The following is a 22,614-nucleotide window of genomic DNA, read 5'->3' on the forward strand; positions in this document are numbered from 1 at the left end:
TCTGACACTCGCTCGAACCAGGAGATTCAGCATGCCAACCAAAGGACTAATCTTCGACCTCGATGGTGTTTTGGTCGACACCGTGCCGGCGCATTTTGCGGCCTGGAAACGCATGTTTGAAGAACACGGGTATGAGTTTGGCAAGCCTGAATATCGACGCCTTGTCGACGGTCGCCCCCGCTACGACGGAGCTCGTGCGGTCATGACACGGCATTCGGAAAATGAAGTCAGAACCGCCGCCGACAAAAAAAATGACTACTATGTTGAAATGATCGAGCGAGGAAAGTTCCGGGTTTTCGATGCAGCGGTTCAACTTGTCAGGCAATGCCAGTCCGAGGGTTACGGGCTGGCAGCTGCTTCCAGCAGCGCCAACGTTCGATCCGTTCTTGAAAAAGCCGGGCTGTTGGATGCCTTCCCGGTTGTAATCGGAGGCGACGATGTCGAAAATGGGAAACCCAACCCGGATATTTTTCTCGCCGCAGCCAGCGGACTTGGTCTGACGGTGGACGAATGTGTTGTGATTGAGGATTCTACGTCCGGGGTCGAAGCGGCGAAGAATGGTGGTTTCTATTGTATTGGTCTTCTTCACGAAGAACACGAAAGTGAATTAACTGCCGCAGATTATGTCATTTCTTCTCTGGCTGAGATTGACATCGAGCGGATAGATGAATCGAGGTCCGAGGTGCATGTTTGATTGCTGTTTGGCTAAATTGAATTGGATTTCTTTGAGGCAGTATGAAAATTTGCTCTAAGCGTTAGTACCGCATTTCCGATCTCTTGCAGTCGCTGCAAAGGTCCGGTTTGGCAGTGCTGCACTGCAGCTCAGTGACGCTTTCTCGACGACCGCAATGGGCCGCCCATGAAGACGGCCCAAGTCGTCAGATTTCGATCGCTTCAGCAATAGCGAGTGCGTCCTCAAGTTCAACGCCAAGATATCGGACCGTGCTGTCCATCTTGGTATGCCCAAGCAGGAGCTGAACGGCGCGCAGGTTGCCGGTCTTCTTGTATATTTGGGTTACCTTGGTCCGTCGCATGGAATGGGTGCCATAGGCGGTTGCTTCCAACCCGATTGAAGTGACCCAATCCCTAACGATCCGGGCATACTGCCGTGTTGAGATATGTAGGCGTTCGTGAAATCGACCTGGCCAAAGAAACTCAGATCCGACCATCAGCGGATCCTCCATCCATTTCGCGACCGACGCCCGAGTGCCCTCAGAAATCTCGAAGCGAACAGGTTTTTGTGTTTTGCTCTGCAGAACTGAGGCGCGTTCTTTGATCTGGCCGGACGCCATGACATCCACCACCTGCATCCGGACGAGATCACAGCCGCGAAGCTTGCTGTCGATTGCCATGTTGAAGAGAGCGAGGTCCCGATGGTTTTCGGCCAGCTCCAGGCGAACTCTGATCGCCCAGACATGTTTTGGCTTCAGCGGGCGCTTCTGGCCGACAATTCGACCCTTGTTCCAAGCAGGCCGAAGCGCACGAATGGCGGGTAAGTTTGGTGTTTCCATGACTGATCCTCCTCCGATCCGCCATACCCTCCCACAACGACAACCCGATGTTGACTATCTGCCATATCACACCATAACGTGCCGCTACCGATAGCCGCCGCGAGCCCGAGACAGACATCCGTTGGGCAATAGAATTTGCCCAACTGAAATACTAAAGCGGCACCTGCAATCCAGCTTTTACGCGATTCACGACGACGTTTGAGTGAAACCTTCGGATGTTGGGATTGTCAGTAAACACCTGTCGGCTGAATTCTTCATATGCCGCCATATCCGCGGATGTGACAATCAGAATGAAGTCGGTGTGCCCTGTTACGTAATAGCATTGTTGAACATCATCCAACGCAAGCATGGAGCGGCGAAATTCATCCAGCAGATCGGTGCGTTCGCGTTCCAGTTCGACTTCAACGATAAAGGTCATGGGGCGCCCGATGGCTTTTGCGGACAGGACAGAAATGTCCGCTTCGATGATCCCTTCATCCCTGAACCGTTTCATGCGCCGTTGAACCGACGAGCGTGACGTTCCAACATGATCCCCTAATTCGTCTGCCGTCAGGCGATTATTCCGCTGAAGCATATCCAGAAGCTTCTTGTCGGTGTCATCCAGCAAAGTTGGCATATTGCTCACTCACCTTTTCGATTTTGCGTCACATTGCGCGGAATACATCAGTTATCAGGCAAAATGCTCAGAAAAGGCGGATACTTTCAAGCGGACAAGCCGAATCCTCTCGTCGAAAGTTCGATCATGCACAAATTGCCCATGTTAACCGCGCGCCACGTTGATCATCGCAACTACCCGCCCGGTGTTGCCTATATGGACGGGCAGTATTTACCGATCCAGGAGGCGAAGCTATCGGTTCTGGACTATGGGTTCCTGCATTCAGATGCGACCTATGATGTTGTCCATGTGTGGAAAGGCGCATTCTTCAGATTAGGAGACCATCTGGAGCGCTTTTTTCGTGGTATGGCAGAACTGCATATGTCTATTCCGTATGGTAAGGCCCAAGTGGCTGAATTCCTGCATAATTGCGTCGCCTTGTCCGGGCTCGAAAACGCTTATGTGGAATTCATCTGCACAAGGGGGACATCCCCGGACTTCAGTCGGGATCCGAGAGATGCAGAAAACCGCTTTATTGCGTTTGCCATTCCATTCGGCTCTGTCGCCAACAAAGAACAGATGGAACGTGGCTTGCACTTGGCCTTGACGGATGTGCTGCGTATCCCACCATCCTCTGTCGACCCGACGGTCAAGAACTACCATTGGCTGGATATGGTGAAGGCGCTTTATGCCGCCTACGAACGGGGGGCGGACACAGCCGTGCTGCTTGATACCAACGGCAATGTATCTGAAGGGCCCGGGTTCAATATAATTGCAGTTAAGGACGGCAAGGTTTCAACTCCCAATCTGAGCGTCTTGTTGGGAGTTACACGTCAAACCATCTTTGACCTCTGCGCCGAAATGGGCATCCAGTGCCACGCTCAGGATATCACGGTTGAAGATTTGAAGTCGACGGATGAGGTCTTTGTGACATCAACGGCCGGAGGTGTCATGCCCGTTTCCACAATAGATGGGCAACCCGTTGGATCGGGAGAAGTTGGCCTGCTCTCGAAACTTATGATGGCGCTCTATTGGCAACTCCATGAGGACGACAGGTACCGGAGCGTAGTCAGCTACCCGGGATCGACTGAGCAGTAATGCGACGTAATCAAACAGTCCGCAATTTGAATGAAAGCTTTGTCCTGCGACTTGGTCATTGCTCCAATGAGAACGCTGCGTGTTTTGCGAAAGACAGGGTTGGGCCGTAACGTTCGATATCTGAGAACGAAAGCTGAATTTTCAGTCAACATGCCTGCTTTAAGTGGGTCGTCAGACTTCGGACCGGGATCGATTAAGTTTACTGTTCCAAAGACAATTGGAAATCTCACACGGGTTCTAAGTTGTCAGAAACTGGAACAAAGCCAACGCGTTGAGAGAGAGCCCGCCCCCTTGCTTTTTGCAAAGGTAATATGCACTTCCTGGTCTAAGGCTCGGTTCTCCGATCCTGACGAGTGCGCCACTGGAGAGTTCCTCTTCCAACATTGAACCATTCACCAGTGCGATCCCGGCGCCGTTCAATGCTTTGCCTACGGATTGCACATAACTGTTGCAGTGGACTTTAGACCGTTTTTCGAAATCCGTAAGTTCCACCTTCTTTGACCAAGTCTGCCAGTTGATCCAATCAGGTGCGAGGTTGTCGAACTCGAGTAGCGGGGGAGAGTCTTCAAGCTGTGGCTGTCTAGAGAAGACCTTTGATTGCTCCGCTTGCCTGGCAATATCCGGCGCTGCAACCGGGAACATTTCGACATCCAGAATTTTGACGCAGTCCCAGCCCGGGATGTTCCCGTTGCAATAGACAACAGCTAGGTGTAGCGGATTGAGATTATCCGGCCCTGGGATTGAGATCATCGCTGATTTCGGATCGGATTATTTGAGACTGTAGTGCGTCTTGGGATCACAATTTCTGAGACTGAGATCAGATTATTTGCGACGGGATCGCATTGCTGAGACTGAGAAAGCCCTTTTGAGACTGTCACGGCTGCTCACGGCCGTAGTTTCTTGTTGTAGAAATGGTCGCTGCGCGAATTTCCGTCGATCCTTACGCCATCCGGGTGGGTGGCTATTCGTTCGAATCCAAATTTTTCATAGAACCCTATCGCCCGTGCATTTTCAGTATCAACGAATAGTTCGAGCTGCTCTACCCCTGCGCTTTTTGCTTCGTCGACAATAGCCATCATAAGATCTCCAGCCGCGCCCTTACCGTGATGTTCTGTTCTTATGTAGAAGGGGCCAACCTCTGCGCGATGGCGGGTGCGCGCCAACCGTTCTGGTCGATATCCGGCAAACCCAACAAGCTGACTTTGGAAAAAGAGACCACGCATTCCTCCGAAACTCAGAATTTCTGCAGCCCTGTCCACAGTCATTTCAGAGGCTTCTTCTACTGTGATCAGAAATCCTAAAGGATAGAGTTCCGCCCCCTCCAATCTGAGTTTGAGCCAATCCGCCGCATGCTCAGCAGTTAGTGTTTCAACGGAATATGTCATGTTCAAAAGTGACCTCAATAGAACCCGGAAAACGAGCGTTTTCCTTGTGGGGGCGACGTTAGCGATGCTCCCGTCAAATATCCACCAGAAAAACCGTTGCGGAAAACTTCATTAGCTTGCAGGGTATGGCCTATCTAATCTGGCGGAGTCCGAGCCGAATGCTCATTGGCTATGCAAGGGTGTCGAAAGCAGACGGGAGCCAGCTCCTGGATTTGCAGCGCGATGCTCTGATTGATGCTGGTGTCGCGGCAGATCGCATTTATGAAGACAAGGCGTCCGGACGAAAGGATCACAGACCTGGCCTCGATGCTTGTCTTAAGGCGCTTCAGCCAGGAAACACGTTTGTCGTTTGGAAGCTCGACAGGTTGGGCCGCGATCTCAAGCACCTGGTCGCAACGGTCGATGAATTGCGCGACCGGGGTGTCGGCCTCCGCGTGCTGGCCGGGGCCGGTGCTGAGATTGATACGACGACGGCCAACGGGCGGCTGGTCTTTGGCATCTTTGCCAGTTTGGCTGAGTTCGAACGTGAGTTGATCGCCGAGCGCACCCGAGCCGGTCTTGCTGCCGCGCGTGCCAGAGGCCGCAAAGGTGGGCGGCCGCGCAAGATGGATGTCACCATGTTGCGCATGGCGATGACGGCGATGGCTGACCGGGAAACTCACGCGTCCGACTTGGCCAAACGGCTCGGAATTACAACAACCACGCTTTACGAGTACGTCAATGGCGATGGCAGCGTGAAAGCGCCAGGTCAGAAATTGTTGGATGCGGACGCCTCATGAGCAAAGGCGGCGGTATACCAGCGGAGGCTTTGCTCGACTTGCGCCGAAGGCTGGATGATCTTGCACCGCGCGATCCGGGGAGGCGGATTATCATTGAAGGTGCCGCCAATATGTATGGCGTATCACGCGCAACTGTTTACCGGGCTTTGGCCGGTCAATTGCGCCCCAAAGGATTGCGCAGGGTTGATCGGGGCGAACCTCGCAAAACCCCGCGTGCAGACATGGAGCGGTATTGTGAAATTATCGCGGCGCTGAAGATCCGCACTTCCAACAAGAAGGGGCGCAAGCTGTCGACCGCTCGGGCGATTGAGTTGCTGGAAAACTTCGGTGTCGAGACACCGGACGGTTTGATCAAAGCACCGGAGGGGACGCTGCATCCGGTAACAGTCAATCGCTATCTTCGCCTTTGGGGATATGACCATGCCCGCATGACGCGGGCACCGGCGGCAGTGCGGTTTGAGGCACGGACATCGAACGCGCTTTGGCAATTCGATATCAGCCCATCTGATCTCAAGGGAATCGAGCAACCGTCCTGGATCGACCCAAACCGTAAAGGGCTGCCAGTACCGATGCTGTTCAGTGTGGTCGATGATCGATCCGGGACGTCTTATCAGGAATATCGCTGTGTCTACGGTGAGGATGTTGAAAGTGGGCTGAGGTTTCTCTTCAATGCCATGGCTCCGAAGGACGGGAACGGCCCCGCCCTGCAAGGCATCCCCGAGGCCATTTATCTGGACAACGGGCCTATTGCCAAAAGCGGCGTGTTCCATACGGTGATGGAACGGCTGGGCGTGCGCGTCATGACCCATGACCCTGCCGGTTCCGATGGACGCCGCCAGACGGCGCGCTCAAAGGGCAAGGTCGAGCGTCCGTTCCGCACAATCAAGGAAGCCCACGAGACGCTATACCACTTCCATAAACCGGAGACTGAAGCTGAAGCAAACGTCTGGCTCTGGCGGTTTATTGGTCAATACAATGCCAAACCTCATCGGCGCGAACCGCACAGCCGGATTGAGGATTGGGTCCGTAACCTGCCTGCAACCGGTATTCGCCAGATGTGTTCCTGGGAACGGTTTTGTGCCTTTGCGCGGGAACCGGAAACACGCAAGGTCGCCGGTGACGCTCGTATCCGAATTGATGGCACATTCTACGAGGTCGATCCCGATCTTGCTGGTGAAACCGTCACCCTCTGGTGGGGCCTGTTTGATCATGAGCTATTCGTTGAATGGAATGACAAGCGGTTCGGCCCCTATCTTCCGTCAGGTGGGCCAATTCCGCTGCATCGTTACCGCAAGCCAAGAAAAACACAGACCCAGGCGCGTGCTGACCGGATCGGTGATCTGGCGAAGAAAATCTCTGTACCAAGGGCGGCGCTCAGCGGCGTTGACGACGGTTTGGCCCGCTCTGCCGAAGTTCTGTCTATTGTCAGCCAGCCCTTTGTTGATCCTGATCTTCTCTTCAGAGGAATACTGCTTGCGGGTCGCCCGCTTTATGTCCTTGACGATCTTCTCGCCGGGGCTCTGGTTCGTCTTTCTCATCGTCCACTCCTCGGTGGTTACGATGAGCCAGAAACCCTCTCTTATCAAATCGCCCTATTTGGACCCATAAGCGCTGACGTCAGACATGCATGAACGCGCAAAATCAGTGCTGGCCGCGTTGCGCGGTCAACAGCCAGGTTTTCAGGTTGAAGAGTTCGTAGCCTCGGCCCCTTTTGCATCCGAAGATCGTCGTCAGCGACTAGAAGATGCACTCCAAACATTAAGTCTAGAATGATACGCCATTACAATCTGATTTCTACGCGCCTCAGCCACCTGTTGGATGAGAAGCAACTGCGGTCCTGTCAGACCTTATGCAGCCATCTGTGCTCTTGCAGCGAAAGTCCGGTCTGACAGGCCGCACCGCAGCGGAGTTCGGGCATGGCCAATGTCCGCAATGGGCCGTCCTCATCGTCGTGATCTAGGCCCTCCAATGAGATGCTTCGGTTGTTCCGATGACGGCAACGAGCCCGACCTGCCCATTCGACAGAGCGCAGCGAAGGTCGGCTTTTTTATGGGTTGGCCAAAAATGCGGCTCGGATCGCGGCCTTCATAGCGTCCTGAGGCCCTTGTACTTTCGGCTTGCTGGATGCCATCACCAGCTTGGAGGCGGGCGTGTTTCCGAGGTCCAATGCATCGTTCACCACCGATAGACCGCCGTGCAGCGAGGAGCGACCGAGCAGACCCACTGCGATCCCGGCTTCTACTGCTGCAATCACACCAGAGACGCTTTGGCTGGAGTAGACAACGCGATATGGCTTGCCACGGGCTTGCAATGAAATGACCGCCGCGTCGCGCCACCAGCACGCATGATCGAACAAGGCCACTGGAAGGCTTTCATTGGCCGGAAAGTGCCGGTGCGCCGACGACACCCAACATGTCGGGTCTTCATAAACAACCTCCTCGTGACTGGACGGGTTTTCGACCTCATAGACCGCAAGGTCCAGCGACCCCTTATCGAGGGCTTCCGGAAAACTCGTGCTCAAGGCGCAGGTGACATCCAGTTCGACTTTCGGATGTTGACGGGCAAAGGTCGCAATGATCGCCGCAAGTCTGGCGCGCCCGTGATCGTCGGGTATGCCCAAACGCAGTTTGCCGCTTACCGTGTTCTGTGAAATCTCCCGTAGTGCCGCGTCGAGACGTGCCGTCACCTCCTGCGCGACTGGAAAGAGCTTTCGTCCCGTGTCGCTAAGGACCACCCCGCGACCATGCCTGTCAAAGACCGGCTGACCCAGGATCGCTTCGAGGCGCTTGATTTGAAGACTCGTTGCAGACTGCGACCGGTGGATGCGGGCCGCACCGTCCGTGACGCTTCCGGCATCAGCCACGGCGACGAAGGTTCGCAAAAGATCGCTATCCAAGTTTACCATTTGTTTTTCCAATATCGGAAATTGAAACTATGCGTTTCACAGATGCCTTGTGCTGCACTATTTTTCAAGGTCAGAGGAGTATCCCATGTCAGATCAGACAGTTGTCAACCGACCATCCAACCGGAAACCCTTAGTGTGGGGCCTGTTTCTGCTTCTGTCGGCAGGCGTCTGTCTTGCCTGGCCGGAACACGCCGCAAACGCAGCAAAGTTTGCCCTATGGAGCCTGATTGTCGTGGCCCCCATCGTCATTCCGGGCATCGTACTAGCAGCTTGGATCATCGCAAGCGGCGCGGATGCCCACATCGCTGGCGCCTTCGAGGGCAGGACGCTGAGAGCGGTTTTGGCGGCATCGCTTATCGGAGCCATCACGCCGGTCTGCGGTGTGACAGTGCTGCCCTTAATGGCCGGATTGCTGGCAGCGGGCGTGCCACTCGCTCCGATCATGGCATTCTGGCTGTCCTCCCCAATAACTGATCCGGCGATGCTCGCGACAACCGCCGCGACACTGGGTTTGAGCTTTGCGATCGGCAAAACACTTGCAGCTTTCGGACTAGGCATATTTGGGGGCGTGGTCACAGGGCTATTCGCCAAGACACCGTGGGCGATGAACGCGCTTAGAGATAATGGTCTTGCGCGCCAGCTAAGTGCTGCACGATGCGGCGAAGATCAACCCTTTGATCCTTGGGTCTGGCGGTCTGAGGCGCGACGTCATTCTTTCAGCAAACAGGTCTGGGCAACCACGCGGCTTATCCTGATTTGCCTGATCCCGGCATTTGCCGCGGAGTATGCCCTGAACGCGGCCCTTACACCGGGCGCACTGGCAGCATATCTTGGCGAAGACAAATGGTGGGCCATACCCGCCGCTGTCTTCGTCGGTGCCCCGGCCTATATCGACGGTTACGCTGCGCTCCCGCTGACACGAGGGTTGATCGACAACGGCATGTCCGACGGCGCAGCGATGGCGTTCCTTGTTTCGGGCGGCGCGGTCAGCATCTGGGGTGCTATGGCCATCGCACCGGTGCTCAAATTGCAACCGTTCATGCTCTATCTGTTGCTTGCAGTTCTGGGGTCGCTCGGGGCGGGGTATGTATTTGGGTGGATCGTCTGAGATTCAGCGTTAACGAGACGCAGACGTTCAGCGAACGGCAACAAAGTCCGCGAACTGTGCGTTCGACTGAGCCAGCATTTCGGCATTTCGGCGAAAGTCCGGTCTGACGGGCCGCACCGCAGCGAACAACATTGTGGGCGGACGGCAGCTTTGGGCCGTCGGTGAAGACGGCCCAACTTGTCAAATTTCAATGGCTTCGGCGATTGCAAGGGCGTCTTCAAGCTCGACGCCGAGATAACGAACGGTACTGTCCATCTTGGTGTGCCCGAGCAGGAGCTGAACTGCGCGCAGGTTGCCGGTCTTCTTGTATATCTGTGTCACCTTGGTTCGTCGCATTGAATGGGTGCCATAGGCAGTTGCTTCGAGGCCAATCGACGTTACCCAGTCCCGAACAATCCGGGCATATTGACGTGTTGAGATGTGGAGGCGCTCATGAAAGCGGCCCGGCCAAAGATATTCGGAGCCGACCATCAACGGGTCTTTCATCCATTTCGCAACGGATGCACGTGTGCCTTCTGAAATTTCGAACCGGACAGGTTTCTGCGTCTTGCTCTGTAGGACAGACGCACGCTCTTTGATCTGACCAGAAGCCATCACATCGACGACTTGCATGCGAACGAGATCGCAAGCGCGGAAATGGCGATTCCAGACTTTTCAGGGAAACGGGCAGATTATCGGAGATATGTCAGTCTGGGATAAATTGACACCTCTAAGTCGGCCGAAAATAGCGACAAGAAATCAATAATCCTGAATTATATCAATGGTTTATGTGGTGTTGGCTGGGGTGGTAGGATTCGAACCTACGGTACACTGTACCAAAAACAGTTGCCTTACCACTTGGCTACACCCCAACGGTGAGGCGCTGTCTACGATTGTTGATCGGTGGGTTCAAGACCTTTCAGACAAAAAAATGAGTGCGGATTGAAAAAAATCTGAAGGTGCCAATTGAAGATCTGAGGGTGGCTTGTTTTCCTGGGAAAGGTGTTCAATCCTGCTGTGATCTGGTCGTTTGCCAGGGCCGCGGAGTTTATGCGGAATGGGTCGCCCATTGAGCCTGAACTTGCGGTGCGATGTTTGAAATCTAATGTTTCGCTAAGGGTTGGATAAGCACATTTTCGGCAGAGCGTTCAGGCCGGAAACTCTGAAAGGGAAGAGAATGAAGTTTCTGCGTACGCCAGATACCCGGTTTGTGGGGCTCTCAGATTATCCGTTTGCACCGAATTACGCGCAGGTGGATGACACCGAAGGCGACCAGTTGCGGATGCATTATGTGGATGAAGGGCCAGCCGAGGCCGATCCGATACTGATGATGCATGGCGAGCCAAGCTGGTCCTACCTTTACCGTCACATGATTGCGGGATTCGTCGCGCAGGGACATCGCGCGGTTGCGCCAGACCTGATTGGGTTCGGGCGATCCGACAAGCCAACCGAACGAAGCGACTACACTTATGAGCGGCACGTGGCTTGGATGGGTGAGTGGCTGCGCAAGGTAAACCTGCGCAACATCACTCTGGTTTGCCAGGACTGGGGCGGGCTAATCGGGCTGCGGTTATGGGCAGAGATGCCGGAGAGGTTCGCGCGCATAGTGATTGCCAACACGGCGCTGCCAACTGGCGATCAGCCAATGGGCGCAGCGTTTGAGAACTGGCGCAGGTTCAGCCAGGAGGTTCCGGTATTTCCGGCCGGTGGAATTCTGAAAGGCGGAACTGTATCGTCCCTGTCCGAAGACGTTATCGCGGCCTATGATGCGCCTTTTCCAGATGAAAGTTACAAGGCCGGGGCGCGGCAGTTTCCTATGCTAGTGCCAGCGACGCCTGATGATCCTTCCTCGGGTCCGAACCGGCGGGCTTGGGAGGTGATCCGAGGGCTTCAGACACCTGTCCTCACTGCTTTCGGGGCCGATGATCTGGTCATGGCGGGGATTGATGCGGTGTTCCAGAAACTGTGCCCGGGGGCCGCAGGGCAGCCTCATGTTATCTTGCCGAATGCGGGGCATTTCTTGCAAGAAGACGTTGGTCCGGAACTGGTCAAGCTGACCTGCGATTTCATCGCGCGCACACCCCTATCCGACTAGGTTATTCTCGGATTTCGGCTGGGTCGACGCCCCAAAGGTTCGTTTTCTGTGCCCAGCCGCGATACCCGCCCGCAGAAATCTGACACCAATCCAACGAACAGCTGCCAAGGCGCGCCACGACGCCGGTTTCAAATTGGGCGCTGACCGGGGCCTTTGGGTCCGGACTGGTGTAAACGGGCAGTAGTTCGGCATCGACTAACACCGTTCGAACACCGGACAACAGGGCATAGTGCACCCATCCCCCGGCGCCGTCGCGATCCTGAACCCTGCGCCAGTTTCCGTATTCTGCCGTTATCTGCAGTGGCATGCCGCGCCGTTTGAAAACCCAATCGATTCGATGAGTCAGTGATGGGCCTCGGCGCACATTGCCCTCGGCGGCTTTCATCGAGACAAACCGTGGAAGGGGCAGATTGGTGACTTGGCCACGCTTGTCCTGCGCGCTGGCGGGCAGGGTGCCAACCACGGTTAGGAAAACAGCGAATGCCGCCGAAACAAGGCGTTTTACGGGTAGAAAACCACTCACTTACTGTCTGCTCTTGTGCCTGTTGATCTTGCTTCGAAAAAAGGTCGACTCAATGCCTATGGGGTTCTTGTGCCCCGCCTTATCCTGCGCCACGATGACATGGCGCGCGAAGGTTTGCAAAGCAGTGGGAGTGCAGAGGTGTCAAGAGAACGTCTGAGTGTTGTCGTTACGCGACGGTTGCCCGAGGCGGTTGAAACCCGGTTAAGCGAATTGTTCGATGTGCAGTTGCGCGACGATGACAGCCCGATGACCCGTGAAGAACTGGTGAAGGCCGTGAAAACCGCCGATGTTCTGGTGCCAACTTTGACCGATACGATCGACGGTGGCCTTTTGGGGCAAGCGGGTGAAAACCTGCGCTTGATCGCGAATTACGGGGCAGGGGTCGACAATATCGATGTCTCGACCGCGCGTCAGAGGGGCATTCTGGTGTCGAACACCCCGGGGGTTCTGACCGACGATACCGCTGATATGACCATGGCGCTGATTCTCGCTGTGACCCGCCGAATTCCCGAGGGTCTGTCTGTCATGCAAAAAGGCGATTGGACCGGGTGGGCGCCGAATGCCTTGTTGGGCGGACGTATCGGCGGGCGGCGTTTGGGCGTTCTTGGCATGGGGCGTATCGGCCAGGCCGTGGCCCGCCGTGCCAGCGCATTTGGAATGCAAGTACATTACCACAACCGTCGCAGGCTTCGCCCCGAGATCGAACAAGAGATGGAAGCGACCTACTGGGAAAGCCTCGATCAGATGGTGGCGCGAATGGATGTGATTTCGGTCCATTGCCCGTCGACACCGTCTACCTTCCATTTGATGAATGCACGACGGCTGAAATTGATGAAGCCGACAGCCGTTATCGTGAATACCTCAAGGGGTGAGGTGATCGACGAAAACGCTCTGACACGCCGGATACGCTCAGGCGAAATCGCCGGCGCGGGCCTGGATGTCTATGAGCATGGGACGGATGTGAACCCAAGATTGCGACAGTTACCAAACGTTGTTCTGCTGCCCCACATGGGGTCGGCCACGTTAGAGGGCCGGATCGAAATGGGCGAGAAAGTTATTATAAATATCAAGACTTTCGAAGACGGTCACCGCCCGCCGGATCAGGTGGTCCCCGCAATGCTTTGATCAGGTGTTTCCCGCGTTTTGATGCGGGCGGTGCCAATTTACACACGCATATTTTCAGGAGGATACGATGAAACGAAGTCTGATTTCGGGAGTGTTGCTGTCGGCGGTGGTGCTGGTAGGACCATTGACCGCTCAGGAGACGGCAGATGCCGTTGCGCCCGAAGGCGCGTCCGAGGGGCAGGTGCAAGGCCTGACCGAAGAGGTGATCGCTGCGCTTGAGGCCAAGATGGCAGGGCAGCCGGTCACATCTGAAAACTGGATGGTCACTGCTGCGAATCCATTGGCGGTTGAAGCAGGCGCAAAGGTTTTGCGCGCTGGCGGGTCGGCGGCTGATGCAATGGTCGCCGTTCAGGTTGTGCTGGGGCTGGTCGAACCGCAATCGTCGGGCCTTGGTGGCGGTGCATTTTTGGTTTGGTATGACGCTGCATCGGGCAAGCTGACCACACTGGACGGGCGTGAAACGGCCCCACTTGAGGCGAACCACAGGCTGTTCCATGACGAAAACGGCGAACCGCTGAAGTTCTTTGATGCGGTTGTCGGCGGATTGTCGGTGGGCACACCCGGGACACCGGCCTTGCTGGAAGAGGCGCACCGGCGCTGGGGCCGCAGTCCCTGGCCAAGCCTGTTTGCCGATGGCATCGCGTTGGCGAACGACGGCTTCCTGGTATCTCCGCGCCTTGCTGGCCTGGTCGAAAAGGATGCCGAACGCCTGTCGCGCTTTCCTGCAACCGCGGAATATTTCTTGCCCGACGGTAAGCCGCTTGAGCAGGGGCAACGCTTGACCAACCCGGCCTATGCCGAAACTCTGCATGTTTTGGCCGAGGAAGGCTCGGCCGGTTTCTACGGCGGTGAGATTGCCGCTGGCATCGTCAGCACCGTGCGCAACGCCGAAGGCAACCCGGGCGTTCTGTCGGGAATTGATCTGGCGCTGTATCAGGTGATCGAGCGTGAACCAGTGTGCGCAACTTATCGCGCCTATGAGGTCTGCGGCATGGGCCCGCCATCGTCAGGCGCGCTGACCGTCGGTCAGATTTTGGGCATGCTGGACGGCTATGATCTGGCTGCAATGGGCCCCGAAGACACCGATACATGGCGCTTGATCGGTGATGCCTCTCGTCTGGCTTTTGCCGACCGCGGTCGCTACATGGCCGATCATGATTTTGTTCCCATGCCAACGCAGGGGTTGGTGGATCCTGCCTATCTGTCGGATCGCGGTGCACAGCTAAGCGGCGAAGCCGCCCTGACAGAGGTCGCGCCGGGAAATCCTGAGTTCGATCATGCGTCGAATTGGGCCGACGATGTCTCGATCGAATTACCCTCGACCTCGCATATCTCGATTGTTGATCAGTACGGAAACGTCCTGTCGATGACGACGACGATTGAGAATGGATTCGGCTCACGACTGATGACAAATGGGTTTCTGCTAAACAACGAACTGACGGATTTCTCGTTTAGAACTCACAGTGACAGTGTGCCGATTGCCAACCGGCTGGAGCCGGGCAAACGCCCACGCTCGTCGATGAGCCCGACAATTGTTATGCAGGATGGCGCGCCTGTTCTGGCCATCGGATCGCCGGGCGGCAGCCGTATCATCGGCTATGTTGCCAAGTCGATCATCGCCTGGGCGGATTGGGACATGGATGTGCAGCAGGCCTTGTCGCTACCGCACCTCGTCAACCGTTTCGGCACTTACGACGTGGAAGAAGGAACCGCGGCCGAAGGTTTCTCGGACGCATTGATTGAGTTGGGCTTTGAAGTGAACCCGCGCGACCTGACATCGGGCCTGCATGCGATTGAGATCGGGGATGTACTGGTCGGCGGTGCCGATCCACGTCGTGAAGGAATTGCGCTGGGCGAATAGCCCGGCGTTTCAAAGGGGAAGACCATGGTGCAGGCAGTTGCTTTGCCGCGAAACGAAGTGGGGATCGAGGCAGCTGTCGGCATCCTGAAACAAAAGTTTGGTGACCGGTTGCAAACCGGTCAGGCAATCCGCGAACAACATGGTCACACGACTACGTGGATCGAAAACCAATCCCCGGATGCCGTGGTTTTCCCCCATTCTACGGAAGAGGTCTCCGAGATCGTCAAAACCTGCGCCACGCACAAGGTACCGGTGATTGCATTTGGTACGGGTACATCGTTGGAGGGTCACGTGAACGCTCCTGCTGGTGGTATCTCGGTTGACCTGACCCAGATGAACAAGGTGCTGGCTGTGAACCCGGGTGATCTGGATTGCGTCGTACAGCCGGGTGTGACGCGCGAAGACCTGAATACCCATTTGCGCGATCAGGGCTTGTTCTTTCCAATTGACCCCGGTGCGAATGCTTCGTTGGGCGGAATGGCGGCGACGCGGGCGTCCGGGACAAATGCGGTGCGCTATGGCACGATGAAGGACAATGTCCTCAGCCTTGAGGCGGTCATGCCAGATGGGCAGATCATCCGAACCGGACACCGGGCCAAGAAATCCTCGGCCGGTTATGACCTGACCCGACTGCTGATCGGGGCCGAAGGGACACTGGGCATCATTACCGAGCTTACCTTGCGCCTGCAGGGCATCCCCGAGGCGATCACCTCGGCCCGTTGTTCATTTCCGTCGGTGGATGCGGCCTGTCAGGCCGTCATGATGACGATCCAGTACGGTGTTCCGGTGGCGCGGATTGAGCTGCTGGATGAGATGTCGGTCAAGGCTGCTAACGCCTATTCCGGGCTGAGCTTGCCGGAAACGCCATTGCTCCTGCTCGAGTTCCACGGATCGGAAAACGGTGCGGTCGAGCAGTCCGAAACCTTCAACCAGATCGCGGAAGAGTTCGGTGGCACCGATTTCGCGGCGACCTCAACGACTGAGGAACGCAATAAACTCTGGCAGGCTCGGCATGATATGTACTGGGCTTCCTTGCAACTGCGTCCGGGCGCGCGGGGAATTTCCACCGATGTCTGCGTCCCGATCTCGCGTTTGGCAGAGTGCGTCACCGCGACTCAGGACAAAGCGCGTGAGCTGAGGCTTATGGCCCCTGTGGTTGGGCATGTCGGGGATGGCAATTTTCATTCCTTGCTGCTGATCGACATGGAAAACGTGGACGAAGTCAGCAAAGCTGACGAATTCGTCGGTTGGCTGAATGATCTGGCTATTTCGATGGAAGGCACGTGCACGGGCGAACATGGGATCGGACAGGGCAAACAGCCCTACCTGGTCAAAGAGCTTGGGCCAGCCGTCACGTATATGACTGCCATCAAAAAGGCGCTGGACCCCGATAACATCATGAACCCCGGAAAGATTTTGCCGAACGAATAAAATCGGCGCATCCTTGGGAATTCCGCCTCAAAGCCACAAGGGTGCCCAATTCTGCGGCTATCAATTGCGAAAATGAGCTGTAATTGATTTTGAGGTCATAATGGGCGCGCTAAGGTTCATTGGGTTTGCGTTGATAGTAAGTCTGGTCGTTGCGGGCTTAGATTATTTTCAGCAGGACAAAAAATCTGACGGTACGCTTTCGCTTAGCGGATATGTTGAAACCATCTCGGCTCGGTTCGATCAAAGTCAAAAAGAGCGGGAAGTGAAACAAGCGGCGCGAGAACGTCAAAAGCTATGGGATGCCGGTGCAAAAGCCTTTATTCCGAGCCCCCCAGAGGGTTGGACGCAATATGCCCTGAGCGAGCCCGACACCAAGGCAGTCTCCAGAGTTCTTTCAGAATTTGGGCCAGTGCCCCTTGTCAGTTCGATCAGCGGGCCAGCCGAATTGCTACAGCTCAACGCTGCCGGCAAAGACGGTGCGCTTAGAAAGCTGGATGAGACGGGCACCGTTTACGCAAAAGAAGGCGAACTGATCTGGCTTGATATCACGCTCAAACCACAAGCGGCGCGAAACACTTTGGCCGGATTGGCGCTGAGCGCGCAGGATGCGTTTCTGGACGGGAAGAAAGCCGAGCAAGGCTATGCGGTGATCGACGGTGTCGCTTTCATCGAAACAACCGGAAATCTGCTGGATGATACCAAAAAGACCGCCCATCGTGCGTTCACAGGCCGTATCGGCTTTGATCAAGAAGTGGTTATCCGCCTTCATGCAGATGCCAGCGATGCGACGATCCGAGAGTTTCTTGGCTTGGTAGATTACGCAGGCCTAAACGCGTTGCTGCCGCATCCGGCCCTGGTTGTCGGCAACGAAATCGAAGTTCCCCTCATCCGGCAGCCCGAAATAGCAGATGAAATGCACGAACTATACGAAACGATGCAGCTGGCTCAACTCAAACTGGGTCAGGAAAAACTGGAAAATCTGGATGCGGCGGCTTTGGTGGCGAACACGGTAAGCAGTTCGGGCTTTAATTCCGAAGGCGTCATGGACATCACCAACGGCGAAGTCTTCGAAAATCAGGAGCTGTCGCAGCTATCGTACATTCGCACCCAGAACCTGCTGCTTGCGTCCGCGTTGAGCGAGGCGGAAACCGAGGTGGCCAGCACAGGCGGTATCGGCGGCTTCATTAAGGGATTGATTAGCAAAGTGTCCCACGCCAACGCCAACGCGGATGAACGCGAACCTCAGGTTGTCCCATCGGGTGAGGTCAAGGTCAGGAAGGGCGGTTTGGGTAAGTCATCCTGTGCAACGTTGGGCAGTAGCAAACGGTGCTCTGTCGGGGGCAACTGAAACCTTTCACATGAAAAATCGACACTCTGCGCCATGCACGGGTCGTTTTCTTTATATCACTGGTCGGATGAATGTCGCGCCGGGGCATTCAAATGCGCCATATGGTGTCAACTGAATTCAAGGGGAGACGCCCGGTAATGAAAACCCAAGTCAAAGCACTGGTCGTTGGCGGTGGTGCCGTCGGCACCTCGATTGCATATCACCTGGCCAAGGCGGGCTGGGACGATGTGATGCTGGTCGAACGGGACGAGCTGACATCGGGCTCGACATGGCACGCGGCAGGCCTGCTGCCGCTGTTCAACATGTCCTACGCGACGACACACATCCACAAGTACTCGGTCGACTTCTACAAACAGCTTGAGGAAGAGACCGGCCTGAACGCAGGTTTTGCCGTTGTTGGCAACCTGCGCATGGCACAGACGCAAGAGCGTATGGATGAATACATGCTCTACGCGTCGACGGCTGAGACTTGTGATGTCGCCTATGAATGGCTGACGCCGAACCAGATCAAGGAACGCTGGCCACTGATCGAGACTTCGGATCTGAAGGGCGCGATCTATCACACCGAAGACGGTTATATTAACCCTGCTGACGTAACCCAGGCGATGGCCAAGGGCGCTCGTCAGCGCGGTGTGGATATTGTCCGTAAGATGCAGGCCGATGCCTTCCACTGGAATGGTACCCATTGGGAAGTCACCTGCACCAAAATGGTCGAAAAAGGCGGCAACCTCGTTCCGTCGGATGAGCAGGTCGTCATCACTGCCGAGCACGTCGTAACCGCATCGGGCAACCACGCGCAGCGCACCGCCAAGATGTTGGGCATCAAGATGCCAGCGATCCCGGTCGAGCACACTTTCATCGTCATGGACAAAGACCCTGAACTGGTCAAATGGCGTGAAGCGGGCAACCCCGAACATCCTGTTGTCCGCGATGCCGACAATGAATCTTATGCCCGTGAGGAACGCGGTGGCTGGATTTTGGGGATCTATGAACATGGTGCACCTGCGCAGTTCGAACATGGTGTGCCGGACAGCTTCCGTGCTGACCTATTCCCGCTCGATCTCGACCGCATTGCAGATCAGTACATGGCAATGGCCGAGCGCGTGCCGTCCTGTGCCGAATCCGGCCTGAAGGACGATTTCAATGGCCCGATCTGCTACACGCCTGATGGCAACCCGTTGGTTGGTCCGGCCCCGGGTCTGCGCAACATGTGGCTAGCCGAGGGGTTCTCGTTCGGTATCACCGCCGCAGGTGGCACCGGCTACTTTCTGGCGCAGATGATGGTCGACGGCGAAGCTGAGATCGACATGGCTTCGCTGGACCCCAAGCGCTACAGCAGTAACTGGATGACCACCGAGTTTGCGGCGCGTAAGAACGAAGAGTGCTATGAGCACGTCTACATCCTGCACCATCCGGATGAAGAGCGTGCAGCCTGCCGTCCATTGCGGACCGTTCCGGCCTATGACCGTCAGAAAGCGCGCGGCGCACAGTTCGGCTGGGTCAACGGCTGGGAACGACCGAACTATTTCGGTCCGCTGGATGCACCCGAAAACTTCGACCATGACGCCCGCTCGTTCCGCCGCGGTGGCTGGTGGCAACATGCCGTTGACGAAGCCAAAGCAATCCGCGAAGGCGTTGGCCTGGTCGATGCATCGGCCTTCACCAAGCATGTCGTCAAAGGCCCCGGTGCGACCCGGTTCCTGGATTGGTTCACCTGCAACAAGCTGCCCAAGATCGGTCGTATCAACCTGACCTACGCGCTGACATCGCACGGCACCACCCGCACTGAATACACCATCGTCCGCAACGGCGAGAACAACTACTACATCGTCTCTGCCGGGGCATGGACCGAGTATGACGCCGACTTCCTGCGTAAGGCGGCCGAGGACAAGATGGAGGAGTTCGGCTACATCGAGATCCAGGATGTGACCACCCAGTGGGGCGTCTTCGCCATCGCCGGACCCAAGTCGCGGGACGTTCTGAGGGAGGTCATCAAAGACGCCGATCCGGAAACCGCACTGTCCAACAAGCGCTTCCCATGGCTATCGGCCCGTCAGATCGAACTGGGCATGTGCCCGGTCAACGCGATCCGCGTGGCCTATACCGGTGAGCTGGGCTGGGAACTTCACCACCCGATCGAAATGCAGAACTACCTGTTCGACCTGCTGGAAAAAGCCGGTGAGAAGCATGATATGAAGCTGGTCGGTGCCCGCGCCCAGAACTGGCTGCGTCAGGAGAAATCCTATCGCGCCTTTGGTACGGAACTGGGCCGCGACGCGACCCCGCTGGAAGCCGACCTGCCGCGCTTTGTTGACCTGTCCAAGGACTTTTATGGCAAGGCCAAGCTGGAAGAGACTGGCGTGCGCGTGAAATGCTGTACACTGCTGATCGACGGGCCGGAGGATGCCGATCCGTGGGGCCGTGAAGTGCTGTATACGCCGGAAGGTGAACGCGTCGGTCGTCTGACTTCGGGTGGTTATTCGGTCGCCTTCGAGAAATCCATCGGCATGGGCTATGTGAAACCCGATCTGGCGGTCGAAGGCACCAAGCTGAAGGTCAAGCTTCAGGACAAATTGTGGGATGCAGTCGTAACATGCGACAGCCCCTATGATCCGAAAAACGAAACCATCCGCAAGGACGGCTGATCAAGCAAAGGCCCCGGAGATCTCCGGGGCCTTTCTTCATACTGATAGCTCGTCAAAGCATTCCAACGCCCTGGCGGCATACATCAGCGACGGACCTCCGCCCATCTGAATGGCCATGGCGAGAACGTCTGACACTTCTTCGCGGCTTGCTCCGGCTTTGATCAGAGCTTCGGTATGAAGCGTTATGCAAGGCTCGCAGCGGGCAGCGATGGACATCCCCAATGCGATGAACTCCTTCGTCTTGTAATCCAGCGCGCCGCCTTCCTTGACGGATTTACCCAGTGCGCCAAAGGCACGGGCCGTACTTGGGATTGCAGAGTTAAGGTTGCGCAGGTTGTTCCGCGTATCCGAGAGTTTGTTTTGCCAGTTCATCTGTCAGGGTCCTTTAAACATATTCGCTTCTGAATATGATTTGAGTCTCTGACGGGCCTTGATCTCGATCAGGTCACAGGTTTTTCCGCAATGAACGCAAGGTTGTTTGCTGGCATCTCAACGCCTTCAACCAAGCTCAGTTGACCTCGGTGCAAAAGATCCAGGATATCAGCATCATCTTTGTATCCGATCTCAGGGTCTTGCTGGTTCAGCGCTGTGTAAAAGTTCTGATCTCCAGTACTGGTCAACTCACCCGCACGCATGAAGGGACCGTAAAGGACAAGGCGGCCGCCGGGGTTCAGTGCCAAAGCAGATTCCGCCACCAGAACTTCAACCTCGGGCCAGCTTATCAGATGCAGCAGGTTGATCAGGACGATCAGGTCCTGAGTGTCGTGATGGGAATGCCAACCAGATTGGATAGCATTCAGTTTGATCGCCGGGGCAATGTTTTGGACGTCCTCTGCGTAAGCGTTGATTGATGCGCGCCGTTCAGTGTCAATCTCGCTGGGTTGCCAATTCAGATTGGGCAGTCGATTTGCAAAAGCCACGACGTGCTGCCCTGTACCACTGGCTAGTTCCAGCGCGCGACCGGACACAGGGGCGAACCGGGCCAGCAGATCACACAGCGCGTCGGCATTCCTGCTGGCCGCCGGAGCGACCAATTTTTGCCCATCGGATACCGTCGCGACGCTGGCATTCGCGGGGAGTTTGCGTTTCGTCATCCACGTAACCTTTCTGGCCTTAGGGCGGAAACGCCGGCCGCCTCCAATTCTGAACGAGCACCAGTCGTCAAATCTGCCACCAGCTGGGAGGCCGCCGGTGCCGTTTGAAAGCCATAACCGCCTTGGGCGGCCGACCAAATAAACGTAGGCTCAGCAGGGTCGGGGCCCAGAACCAGCGTACCATCCGGCGCAAAGCTACGAAGCCCGGCCCAGTTTGCCTCGACCCGTGTGACCGGTTCCGTCACCATCTCTTCGTACCGCGCCAGCCCCTCGGCCAAGACCATGTCGTCTGCATAGGCATCATGGGGGAAGGCCGGGTCTGCCTCGCAAGGTGAGACAATCAGCTTTCCGGCATCCGGTTTTGCATACCAGCCTTCGCCAGCGCCCAACATCAAAGGCCAACCCGTCACGTCATGACCGGCGGGGGCGGGAATACGGGCCACTGATCGTCGGCGCGATTCTATGCCGATCGGTGTAACACCAGCCATCGTGGCGATCTCATCCACCCACGCGCCTGCGGCATTTACAAGGGCTCTGGCCTCGAAAGTTTCTGCCGCCTCAACGAACCAGTGCCCAGCTTTGGTGATGCTTTTGACCTTTTGGCGGGTCAGAACCAAGCCACCGTTGGCCCGGATCACACGTGCGAAATCTTGCATCATCCGGTCGGTATCAATGTCAAAAGCAACGCTGCTGGCGGCGGCAAATCCAACAGTCTGAGGGTTCAGTATCGGAACCCGCGAAATGGCCTCCTCGACCGCGATTTCTGACAGACGAAGGTCAGCCTGATCCTGAAGAAACTCACCCCGTTGATCATGCCCGGCGATCAGCATCAACCCGCGTGGCGACAGATAGCCGTTCGATCTCAGATAAGCTTCGCTCGCTGCATTCAGGGTCTTCACGGAAGGTGGTCCATAGCCCTTTTCGAACAACGCCGCCGACCGGCCAGAGGTGTGATATCCCAGCGCGTCTTCGCCTTCGAGCACGACGACATGTCCATGTTCGGACAGACGCGCGCCCGCGCTTAATCCGGCGATGCCGCCACCGATGACCAGGAAATCGATCATGTCAGAAACTCCGCTCTGGGATCACCCCAAACCGGGTGGATTTGAGATCTGCTTTTGTTCATGCGCAA

The 22,614-nt window shown here is 56.2% G+C and carries 19 protein-coding genes, 1 tRNA gene and 2 pseudogenes; 11 read left to right on the forward strand and 11 right to left on the reverse strand.

Features of this window, described 5'->3' with window-relative positions; genetic code table 11:
• The first annotated feature begins 31 nt into the window (after positions 1-31).
• The gene (locus DS906_RS08445) at positions 32-694 is read left to right on the forward strand and encodes an HAD family phosphatase (protein WP_113789757.1); all 663 of its coding nucleotides are present in this window, start codon (positions 32-34) and stop codon (positions 692-694) included.
• Positions 695-878: 184 nt separating this feature from the next.
• Here DS906_RS08445 and DS906_RS08450 read toward each other — a convergent pair whose 3' ends face one another.
• Both DS906_RS08450 and DS906_RS08455 read right to left on the reverse strand, forming a co-directional pair.
• Positions 879-1,511 carry a tyrosine-type recombinase/integrase gene (locus tag DS906_RS08450; protein WP_113789758.1) on the reverse strand — a complete coding sequence of 211 codons (633 nt, stop codon included), beginning with the start codon at positions 1,509-1,511 and terminating at the stop codon, positions 879-881.
• A 151-nt stretch (positions 1,512-1,662) separates the two neighbouring features.
• Positions 1,663-2,127, reverse strand: a complete 465-nt coding sequence (locus DS906_RS08455; RefSeq protein WP_113789759.1) for an Lrp/AsnC family transcriptional regulator — start codon at positions 2,125-2,127, stop codon at positions 1,663-1,665.
• Positions 2,128-2,253: 126 nt separating this feature from the next.
• Between DS906_RS08455 and DS906_RS08460 the strand changes: the two genes are divergently transcribed.
• Positions 2,254-3,204 (forward strand): aminotransferase class IV, encoded by a 951-nt coding sequence (locus DS906_RS08460; protein ID WP_233494731.1) that lies wholly within the window; start codon positions 2,254-2,256, stop codon positions 3,202-3,204.
• A 237-nt stretch (positions 3,205-3,441) separates the two neighbouring features.
• Here DS906_RS08460 and DS906_RS08465 read toward each other — a convergent pair whose 3' ends face one another.
• Together DS906_RS08465 and DS906_RS08470 are read right to left on the reverse strand one after the other, a co-directional pair.
• The gene (locus DS906_RS08465; RefSeq protein ID WP_113789760.1) at positions 3,442-3,954 is read right to left on the reverse strand and encodes a LysR substrate-binding domain-containing protein; all 513 of its coding nucleotides are present in this window, start codon (positions 3,952-3,954) and stop codon (positions 3,442-3,444) included.
• A 134-nt stretch (positions 3,955-4,088) separates the two neighbouring features.
• Entirely contained in the window at positions 4,089-4,589 is a 501-nt protein-coding gene (locus tag DS906_RS08470; RefSeq protein ID WP_113790023.1) for a GNAT family N-acetyltransferase, read from the reverse strand.
• Between the two features lie 158 nt (positions 4,590-4,747).
• Here DS906_RS08470 and DS906_RS08475 point away from each other — a divergent pair, with 158 nt between their 5' ends.
• Positions 4,748-5,368 (forward strand): recombinase family protein, encoded by a 621-nt coding sequence (locus DS906_RS08475; protein WP_113789761.1) that lies wholly within the window; start codon positions 4,748-4,750, stop codon positions 5,366-5,368.
• A gap of 14 nt (positions 5,369-5,382) precedes the next feature.
• Positions 5,383-6,858 (forward strand): annotated as a pseudogene (locus DS906_RS08480) (IS481 family transposase); the annotation flags it as partial.
• A 557-nt stretch (positions 6,859-7,415) separates the two neighbouring features.
• Here the strand turns inward: DS906_RS08480 and DS906_RS08485 are convergent.
• Positions 7,416-8,273, reverse strand: a complete 858-nt coding sequence (locus DS906_RS08485) for a LysR substrate-binding domain-containing protein (protein ID WP_113789762.1) — start codon at positions 8,271-8,273, stop codon at positions 7,416-7,418.
• Positions 8,274-8,358: 85 nt separating this feature from the next.
• On the opposite strand from DS906_RS08485, the gene DS906_RS08490 reads away from it, so the two are divergent.
• On the forward strand, positions 8,359-9,381 hold the full coding sequence (locus tag DS906_RS08490; RefSeq protein ID WP_113789763.1) for a permease: 1,023 nt from the start codon (positions 8,359-8,361) through the stop codon (positions 9,379-9,381).
• Between the two features lie 180 nt (positions 9,382-9,561).
• On the opposite strand, the pseudogene DS906_RS08495 reads toward DS906_RS08490, so the two are convergent.
• Positions 9,562-10,014: pseudogene (locus tag DS906_RS08495) on the reverse strand (tyrosine-type recombinase/integrase); the annotation flags it as partial.
• Positions 10,015-10,157: 143 nt separating this feature from the next.
• Positions 10,158-10,232, reverse strand: a tRNA-Gln gene (locus DS906_RS08500).
• Between the two features lie 305 nt (positions 10,233-10,537).
• Between DS906_RS08500 and DS906_RS08510 the strand changes: the two genes are divergently transcribed.
• The gene (locus DS906_RS08510; RefSeq protein ID WP_113789765.1) at positions 10,538-11,455 is read left to right on the forward strand and encodes a haloalkane dehalogenase; all 918 of its coding nucleotides are present in this window, start codon (positions 10,538-10,540) and stop codon (positions 11,453-11,455) included.
• 1 nt (position 11,456) lies between these two features.
• On the opposite strand, the gene DS906_RS08515 is transcribed toward DS906_RS08510, so the two are convergent.
• Positions 11,457-11,918, reverse strand: coding sequence for an SH3 domain-containing protein (locus tag DS906_RS08515; RefSeq protein ID WP_233494750.1), 462 nt, complete (start codon positions 11,916-11,918; stop codon positions 11,457-11,459).
• Positions 11,919-12,116: 198 nt separating this feature from the next.
• On the opposite strand from DS906_RS08515, the gene DS906_RS08520 reads away from it, so the two are divergent.
• From DS906_RS08520 to DS906_RS08540, 5 genes are all read left to right on the forward strand, one after another.
• The gene (locus tag DS906_RS08520; protein WP_113790024.1) at positions 12,117-13,103 is read left to right on the forward strand and encodes a D-glycerate dehydrogenase; all 987 of its coding nucleotides are present in this window, start codon (positions 12,117-12,119) and stop codon (positions 13,101-13,103) included.
• A 67-nt stretch (positions 13,104-13,170) separates the two neighbouring features.
• On the forward strand, positions 13,171-14,964 hold the full coding sequence (gene ggt / locus DS906_RS08525; RefSeq protein WP_113789766.1) for a gamma-glutamyltransferase: 1,794 nt from the start codon (positions 13,171-13,173) through the stop codon (positions 14,962-14,964).
• A 24-nt stretch (positions 14,965-14,988) separates the two neighbouring features.
• Positions 14,989-16,395 (forward strand): FAD-binding oxidoreductase, encoded by a 1,407-nt coding sequence (locus DS906_RS08530; protein ID WP_113789767.1) that lies wholly within the window; start codon positions 14,989-14,991, stop codon positions 16,393-16,395.
• Positions 16,396-16,495: 100 nt separating this feature from the next.
• On the forward strand, positions 16,496-17,743 hold the full coding sequence (locus DS906_RS08535; RefSeq protein WP_113789768.1) for a hypothetical protein: 1,248 nt from the start codon (positions 16,496-16,498) through the stop codon (positions 17,741-17,743).
• A 137-nt stretch (positions 17,744-17,880) separates the two neighbouring features.
• A complete protein-coding gene (locus DS906_RS08540) occupies positions 17,881-20,388 on the forward strand; it encodes an FAD-dependent oxidoreductase (RefSeq protein ID WP_113789769.1) in 2,508 nt (835 codons plus the stop codon).
• Positions 20,389-20,424: 36 nt separating this feature from the next.
• Here the strand turns inward: DS906_RS08540 and DS906_RS08545 are convergent, their stop codons facing one another.
• The 3 genes from DS906_RS08545 to DS906_RS08555 all read right to left on the reverse strand — a co-directional run bounded on the left by DS906_RS08545 (position 20,425) and on the right by DS906_RS08555 (position 22,546).
• The gene (locus tag DS906_RS08545; RefSeq protein ID WP_113789770.1) at positions 20,425-20,760 is read right to left on the reverse strand and encodes a carboxymuconolactone decarboxylase family protein; all 336 of its coding nucleotides are present in this window, start codon (positions 20,758-20,760) and stop codon (positions 20,425-20,427) included.
• Positions 20,761-20,828: 68 nt separating this feature from the next.
• The gene (locus tag DS906_RS08550) at positions 20,829-21,482 is read right to left on the reverse strand and encodes a DUF938 domain-containing protein (RefSeq protein ID WP_113789771.1); all 654 of its coding nucleotides are present in this window, start codon (positions 21,480-21,482) and stop codon (positions 20,829-20,831) included.
• Positions 21,479-22,546, reverse strand: a complete 1,068-nt coding sequence (locus DS906_RS08555; protein WP_113789772.1) for an FAD-binding oxidoreductase — start codon at positions 22,544-22,546, stop codon at positions 21,479-21,481. The genes DS906_RS08550 and DS906_RS08555 overlap by 4 nt, the downstream gene beginning before the upstream one ends.
• Positions 22,547-22,614 lie beyond the last annotated feature (68 nt).

Origin of the sequence: Ruegeria sp. A3M17, assembly GCF_003318255.1 — a bacterium.
Taxonomy (GTDB): domain Bacteria; phylum Pseudomonadota; class Alphaproteobacteria; order Rhodobacterales; family Rhodobacteraceae; genus Ruegeria.

Coding starts and splice junctions, on each gene's coding strand:
- DS906_RS08450 (WP_113789758.1), bottom strand. CDS start 1,511: ATGGAAACACCAAACTTACCCGCCATTCGTGCGCTTCGGCCTGCTTGG.
- ggt (WP_113789766.1), top strand. CDS start 13,171: ATGAAACGAAGTCTGATTTCGGGAGTGTTGCTGTCGGCGGTGGTGCTG.
- DS906_RS08510 (WP_113789765.1), top strand. CDS start 10,538: ATGAAGTTTCTGCGTACGCCAGATACCCGGTTTGTGGGGCTCTCAGAT.
- DS906_RS08475 (WP_113789761.1), top strand. CDS start 4,748: ATGCTCATTGGCTATGCAAGGGTGTCGAAAGCAGACGGGAGCCAGCTC.
- DS906_RS08530 (WP_113789767.1), top strand. CDS start 14,989: ATGGTGCAGGCAGTTGCTTTGCCGCGAAACGAAGTGGGGATCGAGGCA.
- DS906_RS08485 (WP_113789762.1), bottom strand. CDS start 8,273: ATGGTAAACTTGGATAGCGATCTTTTGCGAACCTTCGTCGCCGTGGCT.
- DS906_RS08555 (WP_113789772.1), bottom strand. CDS start 22,546: ATGATCGATTTCCTGGTCATCGGTGGCGGCATCGCCGGATTAAGCGCG.
- DS906_RS08540 (WP_113789769.1), top strand. CDS start 17,881: ATGAAAACCCAAGTCAAAGCACTGGTCGTTGGCGGTGGTGCCGTCGGC.
- DS906_RS08550 (WP_113789771.1), bottom strand. CDS start 21,482: ATGACGAAACGCAAACTCCCCGCGAATGCCAGCGTCGCGACGGTATCC.
- DS906_RS08460 (WP_233494731.1), top strand. CDS start 2,254: ATGCACAAATTGCCCATGTTAACCGCGCGCCACGTTGATCATCGCAAC.
- DS906_RS08445 (WP_113789757.1), top strand. CDS start 32: ATGCCAACCAAAGGACTAATCTTCGACCTCGATGGTGTTTTGGTCGAC.
- DS906_RS08455 (WP_113789759.1), bottom strand. CDS start 2,127: ATGCCAACTTTGCTGGATGACACCGACAAGAAGCTTCTGGATATGCTT.
- DS906_RS08490 (WP_113789763.1), top strand. CDS start 8,359: ATGTCAGATCAGACAGTTGTCAACCGACCATCCAACCGGAAACCCTTA.
- DS906_RS08470 (WP_113790023.1), bottom strand. CDS start 4,589: ATGACATATTCCGTTGAAACACTAACTGCTGAGCATGCGGCGGATTGG.
- DS906_RS08535 (WP_113789768.1), top strand. CDS start 16,496: ATGGGCGCGCTAAGGTTCATTGGGTTTGCGTTGATAGTAAGTCTGGTC.
- DS906_RS08545 (WP_113789770.1), bottom strand. CDS start 20,760: ATGAACTGGCAAAACAAACTCTCGGATACGCGGAACAACCTGCGCAAC.
- DS906_RS08465 (WP_113789760.1), bottom strand. CDS start 3,954: ATGATCTCAATCCCAGGGCCGGATAATCTCAATCCGCTACACCTAGCT.